The sequence below is a fragment of the Cognatilysobacter bugurensis genome (assembly GCF_014652095.1).
Lineage (GTDB): Bacteria > Pseudomonadota > Gammaproteobacteria > Xanthomonadales > Xanthomonadaceae > Cognatilysobacter > Cognatilysobacter bugurensis.
This window is the reverse complement of sequence record NZ_BMYD01000002.1, coordinates 376,461-392,723: the sequence shown is the minus strand read 5'-3', so window position 1 is coordinate 392,723 and position 16,263 is coordinate 376,461. Positions and strand designations below refer to the sequence as shown.

The following is a 16,263-nucleotide window of genomic DNA, read 5'->3' as shown; positions in this document are numbered from 1 at the left end:
TGCCGACATTCTGGCGAATGTTGCGCAAGCTTGGCGTTTCGCGCTCCCGCCTGCAGCCGGACAATGGACGCATCGCACCGCGCATCGAGACGAACCCCGCCATGACCACGCTGCTGACCACCCACGACGTCGCCCACATTGTCGCTGCACACGGCCTGCCCGAGCTGCACCGCCGGCTTGTCGACTACCTCGAAGCCGACTTCCGCCGCTGGCCGGAGTTCGACAAGACCGCGCGCACCGCGGCGCATTCGCCGGTGGGCGTGATCGAGCTCATGCCGGTCGCTGACGACACCGAGTACAGCTTCAAGTTCGTCAATGGTCACCCGGGCAATACCAAGCACGGCCTGTCGACGGTGATGGCGTTCGGCGCACTCGCCGATGTCGACACCGGCCTGCCGACGGTGCTCAGCGAACTCACGATCACCACCGCGATCCGCACCGCCGCGACGTCTGTCATGGCCGCCAAGCAGCTCGCACGCAAGAACAGCAAGACCATGGCGCTGATCGGCAACGGTGCGCAGAGCGAATTCCAGGCGATCGCGTTCCACCACCTGCTCGGCATCGAGGAAGTGCGTCTGTTCGACGTCGATGCGGCCGCGAGCGACAAGCTCGCCGCGAACCTCACGCGCACCGTGCCGAAGCTGCGCGTGGTGCGTGCCGGCAGCACCGGCGAGGCCGTGCGTGGCGCAGACATCGTCACCACCGCGACCGCCGACAAGGCGAACGCGATCATCGTCGACGCGGACATGCTCGAGCCCGGCATGCACTTCAATGCGATCGGCGGGGACTGCCCCGGCAAGACCGAACTCGCCGCCGGCGTGCTCGAGCGCGCGACGGTCTATGTCGAGTTCGAACCGCAGAGCCGCATTGAAGGCGAGCTGCAGCAGATGCCGGCCGAGTTCACGGTGACCGAGCTGTGGCGCGTGCTCACCGGCGATGCGCAGGGCCGCACGTCCGATGACGAGATCACCGTGTTCGACTCGGTGGGCTTTGCGCTTGAGGATTACTCCGCGCTGCGCCTGCTGCGCGATTGCGCGAAAGAACTCGGCCTGGGCCGCGACATCGACCTCGTGCCGCGCATGAGCGATCCGAAGGATCTGTTCGGCCACCTGATGGGTCTCAACGCGCTGCGCCGCGCGGCCTAAGCGCCAGCGCGACACGACCCGATACATCGACGGCCCCGCCAAGGCGGGGCCGTTTCTTTGCGCTTACGCGGCCTGCGACATCGAGCTGCAGCTGTCCGCGCAGCGGCGGCAGGCCTCGGCGCAGCGGCGCATGTCGGCGTCGTCGCCCATCGATTCGCAGTGCTCGGCGCAGCGACGGCAGATCTCCGCGCATGCGCCGCAGATCACCGAGTGGGCCTCGATGCCGCGCAGCATCGTGTGCGCGGACACGGTGCAGATGTCCGCGCAGGTCTGCAGCAGGCCGATGTGTTCGGGCGAGGCGTGTTCGCCGCCCTTTTCGAGGCAGTAAAGCAGCGTTTCCAGGCAGACAGACGCGCAGTCCTGGCAGGTCTGGATGCAGCGGTTCATCTCGTCGCTGCGGTGCTCGGCGGTGTGGTGGGACATGGAGTTCTCCTTGGTTATATGGGCGGTTTGCGGCGCGCCCCTTTCACCGTCCCCTGGTGTCACTCCCCATGCGTTGCAAACGGCTCGCGCGTGCCGTCAGCCTTGATGCGTTCGACCGTATACGGCAGCGCGTTAACCCCCGGTACTTCCATGCCCGGTGAGTTCAGCGGCATGCCGGGCAGCAGCAGCGCGCGCGTCGTGTCACGTTGAGCAAGTGCGCGCTTGATGTCCTCCGCGGGCACGTGGCCCTCGACAACGAGCCCGCCGACCTCGGCCGTGTGGCACGACTGCGCATCGGCCGGCACCCCGAGACGCGACTTCACCGCGGCCAGGTCGTGCGTGTCGTGCACCTCGACCGCGAAGCCGGCCTCTCGCACGTGGTCGACCCACAGCGAGCAGCAGCCGCAGGTCGGGCTCTTGTGCACTTTCATGCGCGGCAACGAGGCGTCGACGACCGCCGCGCCCACTTTCGTCGACGTCGGCCCATTCGCGCTTGCAGCGGCAGCAGGCGCTGCCGAATGGCCGGCATGCGCATCGGCCGTGGCCGGCGCGGCCGGCGCAGCGACGGGCGCCGGAGCCGCGTAGGGTGACGGCGCCTGACGGCCCGCGGCTGCCGCCGCCGGGTCGGCGTCGCGGGCGCCTGACGCCGGGGGCGCGGGCTCTGCGCACGCACCGAGCGCGATGGAGGCGCCGAGCAGCCACGCCGCCGAGCGGCACAGCGTGCGGCTGCCTGCAAACGAGCGCAGCGGGTGGCGGTCTTGAGTCTTCATGATCGTCTCCAATGGTGGGGGTCATCGCCCCAGGTACGAGGCAAGCACGGCCTGCACTTCGTAAATGCTGAGGTTGCGGCTGAACGTGCGCTTGAGCGGCTCAGGCGTACCCGCGAGCCACAGGCTCAGTTCCGCGTCGAGATCGAGATGCCCTGCGGCCTCGACACTGAAGCGCACGATGCTGCGGTACGGGATCGACATCAGCTCCACCTTGGAGCCGGTCATGCCCTGCTTGTCGATCAGGATCAGGCGGCGGTCGGTGAAGACGAACAGGTCGCGGATCAACCGGTACGCGTGCTCCACGCGCTCGTCAGCCGCCAGCGCGGGCGCGAACTCGGTGGCGACTTCGTCTGTCGAAATCTTCGACGCGTGGCCCATCAGGCCGTCGAGCAGTCCCATGCGCGTATTCCTCGGTAGGCGCGGCAGCGCGCCGCGCCGGCGCAGGATACGCGCGCGGCCTGGCTGCCCGCCCTGAGGTCCGCCCTGCCCGCCGGCATCGCGGCCGCGTGCCGTTCAGCTGAGGTACGGGCCGTAACGCCCGGTCTCACACGCTTGCCACGTTTAGAACTCTAGCGTCGCCGTCCATTTCTGAGCACCGCCATGCACGCCCTCCAGTCCCCTGCCGCAGATCCGATCCGCTCACGCGGCCAGCTCGAACTCGAACTGGCGCGCCTCGCCATGCGCCTCAAGATCGCCTGTGGCGAGCTGACCTCCGGGCGGCTGCGCGGCACCGGCCACGAGGGGCGCGAGGAGATCGAAGTCTGGTACGGCGAGCTCGCCGCCGACATCCTCGCGCGCAGCGACGCCCGCATCGCGGTCTACGCACGGGAGCGGCTGAAGGCGCTCGCTGCACGCGCGAAACTCGCGCCGCAGCGTCCCAGCGCCGCCGCGCCGGCCTGGGCCCGCGCGCCCCGCCTGTCCGTCGTACGCGCCGTCAGCCCGTAATCGCATCGGCGTCTGTACGGCCGCAGTTCCGCGGCCGCCGCAATGCAGCGGCGCGAGCCGCGGTGACGCGCTTTCGCACGATCGGACCGACGCGGCGACCGGCAGCACTGGTCCGCTGAACAACGTGCGGGCTGGTGCACCGCGCGCGCCGGCTCCGCATTGCGGGGTTTAACGGTGTCCGGCGCCGTGCGGGTCGAACCTATAGCCGCCCTGGTACGTCACAGCGGCGACCGTCACCCTGCGCCTCGCGGTGCCCTTGGCACATTGCCGCACGTTCGCGTCATCGTCGACTGATGTCGCTCTGGCCCCAGCGTCAGGGCGCGCCGAGCGCCGCATCGACGGCCGGATCGTGCCTCCCCTCGGTACGAACGCGGCCGACGAAAAACGTCAGTGAGTGACGCTGTTAAGCGCAGTGAACACGCGCGCACGGTTTCTATCTCGACCGCGTCGCATTTTCCGTGTGACGGGAGTCACATCAGTCTGGTTCATGCGCGTCCGGCTTTGCGACCGATGTCACCTTTTTGCCCCTTTTAACCGCGGCCGTACCCCGCGAGTGAGAACCGGTTCACAAAAACGCCGCCGTTCAGCTTCCTAGAGTCCGCCGCTCTTCGGGGGCGGCCATTTCCGCCCCTGCGAAAAACGACTCTTTCGTGGGAGCTGCACTTGATGACCTTGCACCGCCGTTCGCTTGTCACCGCCTTTCTCGTCGCCGCCGGCCTCGCGGCCTCAGCCCATGCCGATGCCGCGACCACCTATTACGTGCGCACCGACGGCGGGGATGCGAGGCAGTGCAACGGCCGCAGCGACGCGGCATACCCCGGCAGCGGCAGCGCGCGGCACTGCGCATGGCGGCATCCGTTCTTCGCACTGCCACCGGGCGGTGCACCGCGCATCGCCGGCGGCGACACGCTGATCATCGGCGGCGGCAGTTACGAGATGGGCCAGGGCGCGCCGGGCGCGGGCCGGTGCGGCGGTGCGAGCTGTTACATGGCCGCCCCGCCGTCGGGCCCGTCGGCCACGCGCAGGACCCGCATCCTCGGCAAGGCCGGCACGACCCCGCAACTCTGGGGCAGCGGCAACACGAGCCGCGTGCTCAATCTCGATCGGCGCTCGAACATCGAGATCGGCAACCTGGAAGTGACGGACCGCAGCGACTGCGTGTATGCACACACGCGCAGGAACGCCCGGTGCGCAACGGGCGGCGACTGGGCGCGCGTGGGCCTGTATGCGCGCCATGCCGGGAACGTCTGGCTGCACGATCTGAACATCCACGGGCTCGCCCACATGGGCATGAACACCGGCGCGCTCAGCAACTGGCGCATCGAGCGTGTGCGCATCAACAAGAACGGCCGTGCAGGCTGGGATGCGGGCCTGGGCGGCACGGCCGGCTCGAACTCCGGCCCGATGGTGCTGCGCAACGTCGAGGTGGCCTGGAACGGCTGCGGTGAGCGCTGGAGGACCGGTGAGGTGTGGGCCTGCTGGGCGCAGCAGACCGGCGGCTACGGCGACGGCATCGGCACCTATTACACCGGCGGGCAGTGGTTGATCGAAGACAGCTTCATCCACCACAACACGTCGGACGGGCTGGATCTTCGATACATGGACGGCGCGGAAGCGACGAAGGTCGTGGTGCGTCGCCTGCACGCCGAGGCCAATGCGGGCAACCAGGCCAAGATCCGCGGCAATCTCGTGATCGAGAACTCCGTGCTCGTCGGCAATTGCGCCTACTGGAAGGGCCGCTACTACATGACCAAGCGCGACGCGTGCCGAGCGTCGGGCAATGCACTGCAGCTCGTGCTGACCTCGAGCGACGTCATCGCGATCCGCCACAACACGATCACCGGCGAGGGCGGCGTGCTGATCGGCGCGAACGAGGGCCAGCGCACGAGCACGATCCGCATCGAGAACAACCTGCTGATCGGCCAACCGCGCTGGGACAAGCCATCGGTGCGGAGCTCGGTCTACCACGCGAACAAAGCGCCGGCCCGGGTCACCTGGGCGGGCAACCTGGTCTGGCGGGTCAAGAACGGCACCTGCCCGACCGGCAGCGTCTGCAACCGCGACCCGCAGCTCAAGAGCCTCAACGTCGACCGCTTCGATGCCACGCCGCACGTCGGCAGCCCCGCGATCGACCGCGTCTCCGCGCTCGCCGGGCTGGGCACCGATTTCCTCGCGCAGCCGCGCCCGTACGGCGCAAGAAGCGACATCGGCGCGTACGAGCTGCAGCCCGGCGGCGCCCCTCCGGCCGCTCGCCCGGCGCCCAACCGGACCTGCACCCGCGCTGCACCGTCGCTGAGGCTTGCAGGCCCGACCGGGTCCGCCGCGGCCGGCACCGCGCGCACATACACGGTCACGTTGCGCAACAACGACAGCGCGGCCTGCGCGAACACCGGTTTCAACCTCGCGCGCACCGTGCCGTCGGGCTGGGCCGGCACGCTCAGCAGGACGCGCGTCACCCTGGCTCCCGGCGCGAGCACGTCGGCCACGCTGTCGATCAGGTCGTCGACCGGCGCCGTCGCGAAGGGGTACGGCATCGGCGTTGGTGCGGGCAGCGGGGTCGGCGCCGCGCACCGGGCCAAGACCTCGATGACGTACGCGGTGCGTGCACCGGGGTCGGCTGCCAACGCCGGCTTTTCAACCACGGCATCGACGACGAAGTCGACCTACGCCGTCGGCGACACGGTGGTGATGACCGCACGCGTGCTCAGAAGCGGCAAGCCGGTCGCCGGCGCCCACGTGAGGTTCGTTGCGCTCAAGCCGAACCGGGCCAACCGCGTTGTGTTCAAGGCGACCACCGACCGCTGGGGCATCGCCCGGGCCTCGTTCAAGTCCGGCAGCGGCTCGAGCTCGATCGGCACGTACACGCTGACGACGACGGCCACGAGCGGCGGCCGCAACGACTCGGCCCGGCATGCGTTCGCCGTGGGTCGATCGAGCCGAGCGTCGACCGAGCGTCCGCGGTCCGCGCCTGCCGGCTTCACGAGCACGGTCGCCACCCACAAGGCCCGCTACCGGGCCGGCTCGACGGTGCACTTGAGCTCGCGCGTGCTCAAGGACGGCAAGCCGGTGGCGAATGCGCGCGTGCAGTTCACCGCGCTCAAGCCGAACGGCAGGAACAAGACGATCACCACCGCCTACACCGACCGCGACGGCTACGCGCGCAAGTCGATCCCCACCGGTGCCGGCCCGAGCTCCGTCGGCACCTACAAGCTCAGCGTCGTGGCCACGAGCCGCGCGATGATCGCGAAGGCCGCAGCGACGTTCTCGACCTACCGTTAAGCGCCCCGCCGCGACCTAAAAGCGCTGCGGCGTCACAGCCCCGGGTCCCCGCCCGGGGCTCTACTTGATGAGAGCTCTCTGTGCGCGGGCTCGGGGATCGGTGCCGGCATTTGTTTCCGGCAATGCGCGGCCGCAAACCCCGGGTTCCGTCGCTCGCCAATCGCCAACGTCGGACCGGCGATCCGTGCTCGCTCGCAACGCGACCGCGCCGCGTTCATCGCCGACGCGCGATCGTCTCGGCTCCGCCGCACGAGCACCGCCCATGTCCGCACGCCCCGAGATCCGGATCGACGTATGGAGCGACTTCGTCTGTCCGTTCTGCCTGCTCGAAGAGCCCGTGCTCGATGCCCTCAAGGCCGAGTACGGCGATCGGCTCGAAATCGCCTGGCGCGCGTACGAGCTGCGCCCGGATCCCGTGCCCACGCTCGATCCCGACGGCGAATACCTGCATGACATCTGGGCGCGGGCGGTCTACCCGATGGCCGCCGACCGTGGCATGCCGATCAAGCTGCCGCCGGTGCAGCCGCGCAGCCGGCTTGCACACGAGGCGACGCATCACGCGCGCGAGCACGGCCTCGACGATGCAGTGCGGCGGGCGATTTTCAATGCGTTCTTCGAAGACGGCCGCGACATCGGACAGATCGACACGCTGGTCGACATCGGCGCTGCACATGGGCTCGATGCCGTCGCGCTGCGCAATGCGCTTGAGCGCGGCACGCACACGGCGGCCGTACTCGCCGATCAGCGCGAGGCGCAGGCGCTCGGCCTGCGCGGCGTGCCCGCGCTGCGGCTGCAGCGGATGGACGGCGATGGGCGCGCGATGCTCGTCAGCGGCGCGCAGCCGCTCGACATGGTGCGCCGCGCCATTGCGCAGCTGTAGCGCCTGCGATTCGCGATTCGGCGAGCCACGGCGCGAATCGCGCCACCGCGCTTACACAGCAGCGACGACGACCGTGTGCTGCGTGCGGCGCCAGCGCAACTCGAACACTGCGATCGCCACCGCATAGGCCGCGATGATCACCGCCGACACGGCGACGTCACGCCGCTCGGGAAACGAGTGCCTGACGGCCACGATGAGCGCCATGCGCACGATCGCGTGGAGGCAGCCGATCCCATGCCGGATGATCCACGGCCGCCACATGATCCCCGCGAGCACGCTGATCGACAGCGGCAACAAGGTCGACTCCACGAGCGCGAACAGAATCGCGATCGCGTACACGACCACTCTGATCGCGAAGGTGCGCATGAAGAAGCTGTCGAACCCGTTCTTCGGCTGCGTCTTTTCAATGAAGTGCTCGCGGGTCAGGCGCGAGAGGCCGATCCCGAGATACACGGTCGAACCGGCGGCGATGCGGTGACCCGCAGCATCCGGTGCGCGGGCACGAGCTGGGAGGCGAGGCCAAGCCCACGAGGGCCCATGCGACGGTGCCAGGCAGCGGCATGGTCAGAAAACGACGGCGCGCCAACTCATCGCGCTGCAGGTCGAGCGACCGTGCCATGTCATCCGCTGAAAACGAAAACGGGCGCCTGCGCGACCCGTGTGCCCGGTCCCCACCGGGGTGCTGAAACCGCCGGCCTGCATCGCAGGCCGGCAGCGAACACGCGACTTAGGTCGCAGCGTCCTTGAGGCGCTTCATCGGACGCGCCTTGAGCTTGACCGACGCCGGCTTGGCGGCGAACCACTGCTCTTCCTTCGTGAACGGGTTGATGCCCTTGCGCTTCGGCTTGGCCGGGACGTCGACCTTCGTGATCTTGATCAGGCCCGGGATCTGGAACGTGCCCGCGCCCTTCTTGTGCAGCGAAGCCTGCGCGGCGTCCTCGAGCGCCGACAGCACGGCCTTTACCTGCTTCGGGGCCAGCTCGGTGCGCTCGGCGAGGTGCGTGACCAGCGCGGTCTTGCCCATCGGCTCGGTGATCGGCTTGACGGTTGCGGTCTTCTTCGCAGCGGCCTTCTTGGCCGGCGCAGCCTGCTTGCTAGCGGTCTTCTTCGTTGCGGCTTTCTTGGTTGCCATTGTGCGGTCCTGTGGGTGTGTGGTGGGTCCACCCGCTAGTTATAACGGGAAAACATGCCGTTTTTAACGCATCTGCGATCTTTTCCGCATGATTGGCTGATATCGGCACGGTCTGACGCGTTGCGCGACGCCGGCAACGCGGTGTCGATGGTCGCCGCAGTGTCCGCGTGCACTGCGGCCGACGAGCCGTTTGTCCGGTCTGGACATGTCGCTTCGCGTCGGTCGACGGGGCATCCGTCTCTCACGGAAAAGGCACCTGGCTGCATTGCACAACACCGTCGATCGGGCAGCCGCGCGACACGTGACGCAGCGGCACGACCTCAAGCGCGTGATGAACGAATGCTCGCGTCTGCTGACGCTTCCGCGACACGCAGGCCCCTAGGTTCAGCCCCGCGAGTCCCTCGCAGACAAACAGGAGCATCGTATGAAGGTATCCAAACCACTGACTGCGGCCGTTGCGGCCGCACTGTTGGCCGGCGCGTTCTCGATGCCGGTCGCCGCCCAGGTCGCCGAGACCGCGGAAGCCGAGCGCGTTGAAGTCGAGCGCGATGACGACGACGGTTTCGACTGGGGCCTGCTGGGCCTGCTCGGCCTGCTCGGCCTGATCCCGCGCAAGCGCCATGACACGGTCGTGCGCCACGACGCGCCGCGTCACTAAGCAAGTTCTGCACCCGTATTCGAAAGCCCGGCTTGTCCGGGCTTTTTTTATGGGCGCGCCGCTCGGGCCGGCCGCAGCCTCGTCTATCGCAGGGCGATTCGCGCGCGTCGATGTTCATGCTCATTCGGTATCGGCACCTTGACGCCGGCGCCACGTCGCGCGCACCGACGACGAATCCGCCGCCATCGCAGGCCGTGCGGCATGCTGTAATCGAACGACAGCGAACAGCCGGAGCAGACGATGGCAGCGCAGGCGACGCAGGTGCAGTCAGGTGCGGTCACGCTCGTGGCGTGCCTGATGCTGGCGGCCTGCACGGACCGCCCGACCGCCGCACCGCCGAGCCCGAAACCGCCGGCCGCCCAACGGCTCGTCGGCGTTCCGACAGTGGTCGATGCCGACACGCTCGTGATCAACGGACGCGCGGTGAAGCTCTGGGGCATCGACGCGCCTGCACGCGATGCCCGGTGTGCGGACGCGAACGGGGTTGCGTGGCCTTGCGGCGAACATGCCGCGGCCGCACTGACGCACCGGCTCGACGGCCGCTCGGTCAATTGCGACCCCCGCGGCGCCGTCGAAGCGAATCCTGTCGTGGCACTGTGCCGTCTCAACGGCAACGATGTCGGCAAATGGCTCGTGATGCACGGCTGGGCTTTGGATGCCGCGCAGAGCCGCGGCGCTTATGGCCCGCTCGGTCGCGCGGCGGCGGGTGAGCGACGCGGCATCCACGGCGGGCCGCCTGTGGCACCTGCAACCGAAGCGCAGTGAGCCAAAGGCACGCCGCGCGGTCACCGTATTCGCCCACCGGATTGCGCCCCGTGCGCCCCTACCCCGCCGCGCGCACGAACGGCTGTTGGCCCGACCCGCTCGACGAAGGGCGGTTTTCGACCGTGAAGTGCTGAGGATGCGCGCGCAGCAGGTCGCTGAGCTTCTTGCAGCCGTACAGGCGTGAATCGAAGTTCGGACGGATCTTCGTGAGGTAGCTGCCAACCGCGCCGAGGTGCGCCCACTCCTCGTCGTCGTTCGCCTCGTCGATCGCACGCAGGATCAGCTGCACGGTCGCCGCGTCGAGCGCGCCCTTCCTACCACTTGGCTTGCCGGCTTCGGGCTTGGCCGCGCCCGGTTTTGCCGCGGCCGTGGACGCGGTGTCGGGCGAGGCCGGCGTCGTGTCTTTGGCCTCCTTGCGCGCGGCCTTCTTCGCGGGTGCCACCGCCGGCTCGGGCGCAGCGCGCAGCACTTCGGTGTAGACGAATTTGTCGCAGGCCTGCACGAACGGGTCCGGCGTCTTCTGCTCGCCGAAGCCGTACACGGTGATGCCCGACTCGCGCAGGCGCTGCGCGAGGCGCGTGAAGTCGCTGTCGCTCGACACGAGGCAGAAGCCGTCGAACTGCTTCGTGTACAGCAGATCCATCGCGTCGATGATCAGCGCGCTGTCGGTCGCGTTCTTGCCGGAGGTGTACGCGAACTGCTGCACAGGCTGGATCGAATGCTTCAACAGCGCCGCCTTCCATCCGTTCGCACGGTTGTTCGTGAAGTCGCCGTAGATGCGCTTCACGCTCGCGACCCCGTACTTCGCCACTTCGTCGAGCAATCCCTCGATCACCGCGGGCGACGCGTTGTCGGCGTCGATCAGCACCGCGAGTCGGCGTTGGGTGTCGTCGGCGGGTGGTGCAGTCCTTTTCATCGATGGATATCCGGTGGGCGTTCAAGCGTCATTACGAGGGCTCGACCGTGCATGAGGCAAGTGCGCGCCCGGCCGGATGCCCGCGCGCGACGACGGCTCGGTCGCCGCGCCGACGAATGCGTGCGTCGAACGGGGCGAGAGGCGACCGGGCACGCCTCGGCCCGATCCGCCGCGCATTGACGCGGCCTCCTCCGCGGCGCGTGCACTCTCCGGCCATGGATCAGACACAGAAATGGCCGGCGCGCCTGTGGATCGTTCGTCACGGCGAGTCGGCGGGCAACGTCGCCCGCGATCGGGCGCAACAGGCGCAGGCACACTCGATCGATTACCAGACGCGCGATGCGGACGTGCCGCTGTCGTGCCTCGGCGAGCGCCAGTCCGACGCGCTGGGCCGCTGGTTTGCGGACTTGCCCGAAGACCAGCGCCCCGATGTCTTCCTGTGCTCGCCCTACGTGCGTGCGCGGCAGACGATGAATCGCGTGCTGCAGCAGTGCGGCGTCGAATGCGATCGCGTCATTTACGACGAGCGCTTGCGCGAGCGCGAGTTCGGAATTTTCGACGGCCTCACGCGGCTCGGCGTCGAGCATCGCTTTCCCGACCAGGCGCGCGCGCTGACGCTGATCGGCAAGTTCTACCACCGCCCACCGGGCGGAGAGAGTTGGTGCGACGTGATCCTGCGACTGCGCAGCGTCATCGACACGATCACCCGCGAATACCGCGGCGACCGGGTCCTGATCGTGGCGCACCAGGTCACGGTGCTGTGCTTCCGCTACCTCTTCGAGCAGATGAGCGAAGCGCAGATCCTCGAGATCGATCGCCAGAAAGACGTGGCGAACTGCGCGATCACCGGATACACGTTCGACCCCTCGTGCGGGCACACCGGGAAACTCGCGCTGGAGCGCTACAACTTCGTCGCGCCGCTGATCGCCGCCGGCGAGCCGGTCACGACCGAGCCTGACGTGCCGGTCGGCCCGCGATGACCGCGAACGACGCGGTGCCGCTGACGCGGGACTGGCTGCTCGGGCACCCGCTGCCACAGCCGTCGGCCGATGGGGACAAGGACGAACGCGGCCGGGTGCTGATCGTGGCCGGAGCCGGCGAGATGCCGGGCGCCGCCGTGCTCAGCGCGGTCGCGGCCCTGCGCGCCGGTGCAGGCAAGCTGCAGATCGCAACGCCGGCAAGCGCAGCGCCGATGGTTGCGGGCACGGTCCCCGAGGCGCGCGTGGTGTCGCTGCCGGAAAACCGCTCGGGCGCGTTGTCGTCGTCCGCGCTTGATCGCCTCGGTTCATTGGGCGAACGCGCGGATGCGATCGTCGTCGGGCCGGGCCTGCTCGAAGGCACGTCGACGGCGCGCATGCTCGCGCAGTGGCTGGTCGCGCTGCCTGCGGTGCCCGTCGTCATCGACGCGGCCGCGTTGTCGGCGCTCGAGCATCAATCCGATGCGATCGCCGCGGCGCCCGTGCTGCGGATCCTGACGCCGCACGCAGGTGAGGCCGCGAAGATGCTCGCGTGCGAACGCAGCGACGTGATCGCGCGCCCGGTCGAACTCGGCATCGAACTCGCTCGGCGCTTCAACGCGGTGTGCGTGATGAAGGGCGGCACCGGCTACGTGATCGACGGCCCGTCCCTCGATGCGGACGCGGCGGGCTCACTGCTCGTAAACCGTTACGGCAACGTCGGGCTCGCCACCTCGGGCTCGGGCGACCTGCTGTCGGGCATTGTCGGCGGACTGGCGGCCCGCGGCGCGAGCCCGTTCCTCGCCACTGCCTGGGGGGTGTACCTGCATGCGGCCGCGGGCGATGCGCTCGCCGAGCGGTTCGGCGGTCCACTCGGTTTTCTCGCGCGCGAGCTGCTCGACGAGGTGCCGGCTCTGATGAATGCGCTGACGCCGCCCCGGGCGGAATAAACGCCGTTCTGAGGACGACGTCGCGGTCGGGCCAGGCCTGCGGGTAACGCGCTGTGGCATTAAGCGCGCGGTCGCTTTCCGGCTCGGCTGATGCGCGCCGGTCGAGCACTGCACGCCCCGCCACCGGCCGCCGTGAACGCCGCGCGCCCGCGGCATTGGCACAATGCGCTCCGCGTCCGGTCATGTGCGAGTCACCTGTTGAGCACCCAGACTCCCCCCAACGATGCCCCCGCCGAGACGGCGGACGGGCCGGACTCGAAGTACCGGGCGCTCGCGGATTTTCTCGAAGACGGCTTTTTCATCGTGCAGCCGATCTTCGACGAGCACGGCGATGCGGCCGATTTCCGCTACGTCGAAGTCAATCGCGCGTTCGAGCAGCAGTCCGGCATGAGCAACGTCGTCGGCCGCACGGTGCGCGAGGTGATGCCGACGATCGAGCCGTTCTGGATCGAGCTCTACGCGCGGGTCGCACGCAGCGGGGAGTCGGCGATGTTCGAGCGCCAGGCGCGCTCAACCGGCAAGTGGTTCAGCGTCAAGGCCGCTCGCTTTGTGAGTTCGCCCGAGCCGCAGGTGGGCGTGCTGTTCCGCGACATCACTGCCCGCAAGCGCGAAGAGGCGTTGCGCCACGAAAGCGAGGAGCGCCTGCTCATTGCGCTTGAGGCCGCGGACCTCGGCGTGTGGGAGTTCGACCCGCGCACCGAAACCGCGTCGACCCGGTCGCTGCGCCACGACCAGATGTTCGGCTACTCCGAAGCCCAGCCTGAGTGGAACCTCGAGATCGCGCTCAGGCACATCCTCCAAGAGGACCACCAGACGCTGAAGGAGGCCATGGTCGAGGCCGTCGACACCGGCAAGTTGTCGGTCGAGGTGCGCGTGCGCTGGTCGGACGGCTCGATCCACTGGATCGGCTGCACCGGCAGCACGTATTACGACGAGCACGGCAGCCCGATCCGCATGGCCGGCGTCATTGCCGACATCACCGCGCGCAAGGCCGCCGAACATTCGCTGCGCGACAGCGAGATGCTGTTCCGCACGATGGCCGATACGGTGCCGATCATCGTGTGGACCACCGATGCCGAGGGCCGCGCCGAATTCCTCAACCGGCAATGGACGCTCTACACCGGCCAGCCCCACGTTGCCACGACGGCCGCGCAGATCGCGGCGGATCACGTCCACCCCGACGATGTCGCGATCACGATGCAGCGGTTCAACGAGGCCTGCCGCACCGGCCGCCAGTTCGCCGTCGAGCACCGCATCCGCTCGGTATCGGGCGATTACCAGTGGTTCCAGGTGCAGGCCGAGCCGTACCGCGACCCGCAGACCGGGCAGATCCTGCGCTGGTTCGGCACCTCGGTCGATATCCACGAGCGTAAGGAGGCCGACCGCCAGTTGCGCGAGACGGCGCAGAGCCAGGCGTTCCAGCTGGAGCTGTCCGAGGCGATCCGCACTCTGGACACCCCGGACGAGATCATCGACGTCACCAGCGAGATGCTGGGGCGCCGGCTGCAGGCTGCGCGGGTGATCTACTGCGAAGTCACCGGCCCCGACAGCCTGCTCGTGATTCGCGACTGGACCGCCGACACGTGCGGCGGGCTCGCGGGCGAGACGCTGAAGATGTCGGACTTCGGTGGACCGCACATCGCGGACCTGCGCGAGGGCCGCACGGTGGTCAATCACGACGTGACCGAGGACCCGCGCACCGCGGCCCAGGCCGGATCGTTCATCGCCCGGGGCGTGCGCGCGGAGCTTGCGGTGCCGATCATGAGGGCGGGCCGCCTGAAGCTGGTGGTCGCGATCCACAAGTCGCAGCCCCACCGCTGGCAGGACGGAGAAACCCAGTTGTCCAGCGCTGTCGCGCAGCAGATTCTGCTGGCCGCGGAAGCCGCCGCGGCCAAGGGCGCGTTACGCGCCGAACGAGACCTCAGCCGCGCGATCTTTGACAGCATGGAAGAGGGGTTCGCGCTGTTAAGCCCCGACTGGGTCATCCAGGACATCAACGAAATCGGCGCGCGACTCGTCAGTCAAAGCCGACCGGAAATGATCGGCCGTAACCACTGGGAGGCGATACCGGAGGCCGTCGGCAGCCCGCTGGAGCCGCTGTACCAGCGTGTGCTCGCTACGGGCGTGCATGAAACCTTCGAGTACCTGCACGCGCCGCGCACGGGCGAGCCCCACTGGCTGGAGATCCGGCCGTACCGGCTTGCCACCGGGGGGCTCGTCGTGTTCTTCCGCGACATCTCCGAGCGCAAGCGCATCGAGCAGGAACTCAACGATGCGGTGCGGCGTCGAGACGAGTTCCTCGCGATGCTCGCGCACGAGTTGCGCAATCCGCTCGCGCCGATTCGCGCGGCGGCGGACGTGCTGTCGATGCCGTCGATCGACGAGACCCGCATCCGCGAGACCAGCGGCGTCATCTCTCGGCAGGTCAAGCACATGACCGGGCTCGTCGACGACCTGCTCGATGTCTCACGCGTCACGCGAGGCCTGACCGTTCTCGACAAGGAACGCGTCAACCTCAAGTCCGCGGCATCCAGCGCGATCGAGCAGGTCCGGCCGCTGATCGAAGCGCGCCGGCATCACCTGACCGTGCAGTCGCCGCCGGGCGACGCCGAGGTGTTCGGCGATCCGAAGCGACTCGTGCAGGTGCTCACGAACCTGCTCAACAACGCGGCGAAATACACCCCCGAGGGCGGCCGCATTGCCTTGACGATCGACATCGACGACACGCACGTGTCGGTGACCGTCGCCGATGACGGCATCGGCATGTCCAGCGACATGCTCGATCGCGCGTTCACCCTGTTCTCCCAGGCCGAACAGACCTCCGACCGCAGCCAGGGCGGTTTGGGCATCGGGCTTGCGCTGGTCAAGAGCCTCGTCGAGTTGCACGGCGGCACGGTGGCGGCCGCAAGCGTCGGGCCCGGTGCGGGCAGCGAGTTCACGGTGCGCCTGCCGAGGCCGCCGGGCGCACCGGCGCCGACGCGCACGCGCGACAATGCGGCCCTGCCCTCGCCTGGGCAGCCGCTGCGCGTGCTGATCGTCGACGACAACGAGGACGCGGCGAGCATGCTGCAGCTGTTCCTCGAGGCGTCCGGGCATACGGTCACGATCGAACACGGTTCGCGCACGGGCCTGGAACGTGCGCTGGCCGAGCGGCCCGACGTGTGCCTGCTCGACATCGGCCTGCCCGACATGGACGGCAACGAACTCGCGCGCCGGCTCCGCGCAAGCGAGCAGACGCGCGACGCGGTGCTGATCGCGATCACCGGGTACGGCCAGGAGTCGGATCGGAAAAGCACGGCCGCGGCCGGCTTCGACCATCACCTGGTCAAGCCGATCGATCCATTCGTGCTCGCGGGGCTGCTCGCGGCGGTGCGTCGCTAGGGCGCGCCGCACCTTCCGAGCCCACAGCGTGGCTGCAGGCCGCGCGTCATGCCGATCGCAAGG

15 protein-coding genes are annotated in these 16,263 nt (G+C 68.8%); 9 read left to right on the top strand and 6 right to left on the bottom strand.

Going from position 1 to position 16,263, the window contains the following annotated elements:
- Positions 1–17: 17 nt before the first annotated feature.
- Positions 18–1,145: an ornithine cyclodeaminase gene (locus tag IE075_RS08895; RefSeq protein WP_229792423.1), complete on the top strand. Its 1,128-nt coding sequence runs from the start codon at positions 18–20 to the stop codon at positions 1,143–1,145.
- Between the two features lie 63 nt (positions 1,146–1,208).
- Here IE075_RS08895 and IE075_RS08890 read toward each other — a convergent pair whose 3' ends face one another.
- From IE075_RS08890 to IE075_RS08880, 3 genes are read right to left on the bottom strand one after another with little or no spacing between them, the layout of a single operon-like run.
- Positions 1,209–1,568 carry a four-helix bundle copper-binding protein gene (locus IE075_RS08890; protein ID WP_189455542.1) on the bottom strand — a complete coding sequence of 120 codons (360 nt, stop codon included), beginning with the start codon at positions 1,566–1,568 and terminating at the stop codon, positions 1,209–1,211.
- 59 nt (positions 1,569–1,627) lie between these two features.
- Positions 1,628–2,338: a DUF411 domain-containing protein gene (locus tag IE075_RS15645; protein ID WP_229792422.1), complete on the bottom strand. Its 711-nt coding sequence runs from the start codon at positions 2,336–2,338 to the stop codon at positions 1,628–1,630.
- Between the two features lie 21 nt (positions 2,339–2,359).
- Positions 2,360–2,737, bottom strand: a complete 378-nt coding sequence (locus IE075_RS08880; protein WP_189455540.1) for a PH domain-containing protein — start codon at positions 2,735–2,737, stop codon at positions 2,360–2,362.
- Positions 2,738–2,938: 201 nt separating this feature from the next.
- On the opposite strand from IE075_RS08880, the gene IE075_RS08875 reads away from it, so the two are divergent.
- From IE075_RS08875 to IE075_RS08865, 3 genes are all read left to right on the top strand, one after another.
- Entirely contained in the window at positions 2,939–3,283 is a 345-nt protein-coding gene (locus IE075_RS08875; RefSeq protein WP_189455539.1) for a hypothetical protein, read from the top strand.
- 666 nt (positions 3,284–3,949) lie between these two features.
- Positions 3,950–6,562, top strand: coding sequence for a choice-of-anchor Q domain-containing protein (locus tag IE075_RS08870; RefSeq protein WP_189455537.1), 2,613 nt, complete (start codon positions 3,950–3,952; stop codon positions 6,560–6,562).
- Positions 6,563–6,824: 262 nt separating this feature from the next.
- On the top strand, positions 6,825–7,442 hold the full coding sequence (locus IE075_RS08865; RefSeq protein WP_189455535.1) for a DsbA family oxidoreductase: 618 nt from the start codon (positions 6,825–6,827) through the stop codon (positions 7,440–7,442).
- Between the two features lie 51 nt (positions 7,443–7,493).
- On the opposite strand, the gene IE075_RS08860 is transcribed toward IE075_RS08865, so the two are convergent.
- Together IE075_RS08860 and IE075_RS08855 are read right to left on the bottom strand one after the other, a co-directional pair.
- Positions 7,494–7,895: a hypothetical protein gene (locus tag IE075_RS08860; protein ID WP_189455533.1), complete on the bottom strand. Its 402-nt coding sequence runs from the start codon at positions 7,893–7,895 to the stop codon at positions 7,494–7,496.
- A 274-nt stretch (positions 7,896–8,169) separates the two neighbouring features.
- Positions 8,170–8,574, bottom strand: coding sequence for an HU family DNA-binding protein (locus IE075_RS08855; protein WP_189455531.1), 405 nt, complete (start codon positions 8,572–8,574; stop codon positions 8,170–8,172).
- Positions 8,575–8,998: 424 nt separating this feature from the next.
- Here IE075_RS08855 and IE075_RS08850 point away from each other — a divergent pair, with 424 nt between their 5' ends.
- Positions 8,999–9,232, top strand: a complete 234-nt coding sequence (locus IE075_RS08850) for a WGxxGxxG family protein (protein ID WP_189455529.1) — start codon at positions 8,999–9,001, stop codon at positions 9,230–9,232.
- Positions 9,233–9,472: 240 nt separating this feature from the next.
- Positions 9,473–9,997, top strand: a complete 525-nt coding sequence (locus IE075_RS08845; protein ID WP_189455527.1) for a thermonuclease family protein — start codon at positions 9,473–9,475, stop codon at positions 9,995–9,997.
- A 58-nt stretch (positions 9,998–10,055) separates the two neighbouring features.
- Here IE075_RS08845 and IE075_RS08840 read toward each other — a convergent pair whose 3' ends face one another.
- Positions 10,056–10,913, bottom strand: a complete 858-nt coding sequence (locus tag IE075_RS08840; protein ID WP_189455525.1) for an NYN domain-containing protein — start codon at positions 10,911–10,913, stop codon at positions 10,056–10,058.
- Between the two features lie 215 nt (positions 10,914–11,128).
- Between IE075_RS08840 and IE075_RS08835 the strand changes: the two genes are divergently transcribed.
- The 3 genes from IE075_RS08835 (at position 11,129) to IE075_RS08825 (ending at position 16,200) form a co-directional block, all read left to right on the top strand.
- Positions 11,129–11,893 (top strand): histidine phosphatase family protein, encoded by a 765-nt coding sequence (locus IE075_RS08835; protein WP_189455523.1) that lies wholly within the window; start codon positions 11,129–11,131, stop codon positions 11,891–11,893.
- The gene (locus IE075_RS08830; protein ID WP_189455521.1) at positions 11,890–12,819 is read left to right on the top strand and encodes an NAD(P)H-hydrate dehydratase; all 930 of its coding nucleotides are present in this window, start codon (positions 11,890–11,892) and stop codon (positions 12,817–12,819) included. Before IE075_RS08835 ends, IE075_RS08830 begins: the two co-directional genes overlap by 4 nt.
- Positions 12,820–13,017: 198 nt before the next feature.
- Positions 13,018–16,200 (top strand): PAS domain S-box protein, encoded by a 3,183-nt coding sequence (locus IE075_RS08825; protein ID WP_189455519.1) that lies wholly within the window; start codon positions 13,018–13,020, stop codon positions 16,198–16,200.
- Positions 16,201–16,263: the final 63 nt, after the last annotated feature.

Excerpts from the sequence above, each read along its gene's own strand:
- IE075_RS08895 (WP_229792423.1), top strand. The coding sequence starts at position 18 with ATGTTGCGCAAGCTTGGCGTTTCGCGCTCCCGCCTGCAGCCGGACAAT.
- IE075_RS08890 (WP_189455542.1), bottom strand. The coding sequence starts at position 1,568 with ATGTCCCACCACACCGCCGAGCACCGCAGCGACGAGATGAACCGCTGC.
- IE075_RS15645 (WP_229792422.1), bottom strand. The coding sequence starts at position 2,338 with ATGAAGACTCAAGACCGCCACCCGCTGCGCTCGTTTGCAGGCAGCCGC.
- IE075_RS08880 (WP_189455540.1), bottom strand. The coding sequence starts at position 2,737 with ATGGGACTGCTCGACGGCCTGATGGGCCACGCGTCGAAGATTTCGACA.
- IE075_RS08875 (WP_189455539.1), top strand. The coding sequence starts at position 2,939 with ATGCACGCCCTCCAGTCCCCTGCCGCAGATCCGATCCGCTCACGCGGC.
- IE075_RS08870 (WP_189455537.1), top strand. The coding sequence starts at position 3,950 with ATGACCTTGCACCGCCGTTCGCTTGTCACCGCCTTTCTCGTCGCCGCC.
- IE075_RS08865 (WP_189455535.1), top strand. The coding sequence starts at position 6,825 with ATGTCCGCACGCCCCGAGATCCGGATCGACGTATGGAGCGACTTCGTC.
- IE075_RS08855 (WP_189455531.1), bottom strand. The coding sequence starts at position 8,574 with ATGGCAACCAAGAAAGCCGCAACGAAGAAGACCGCTAGCAAGCAGGCT.
- IE075_RS08850 (WP_189455529.1), top strand. The coding sequence starts at position 8,999 with ATGAAGGTATCCAAACCACTGACTGCGGCCGTTGCGGCCGCACTGTTG.
- IE075_RS08845 (WP_189455527.1), top strand. The coding sequence starts at position 9,473 with ATGGCAGCGCAGGCGACGCAGGTGCAGTCAGGTGCGGTCACGCTCGTG.
- IE075_RS08840 (WP_189455525.1), bottom strand. The coding sequence starts at position 10,913 with ATGAAAAGGACTGCACCACCCGCCGACGACACCCAACGCCGACTCGCG.
- IE075_RS08835 (WP_189455523.1), top strand. The coding sequence starts at position 11,129 with ATGGATCAGACACAGAAATGGCCGGCGCGCCTGTGGATCGTTCGTCAC.
- IE075_RS08830 (WP_189455521.1), top strand. The coding sequence starts at position 11,890 with ATGACCGCGAACGACGCGGTGCCGCTGACGCGGGACTGGCTGCTCGGG.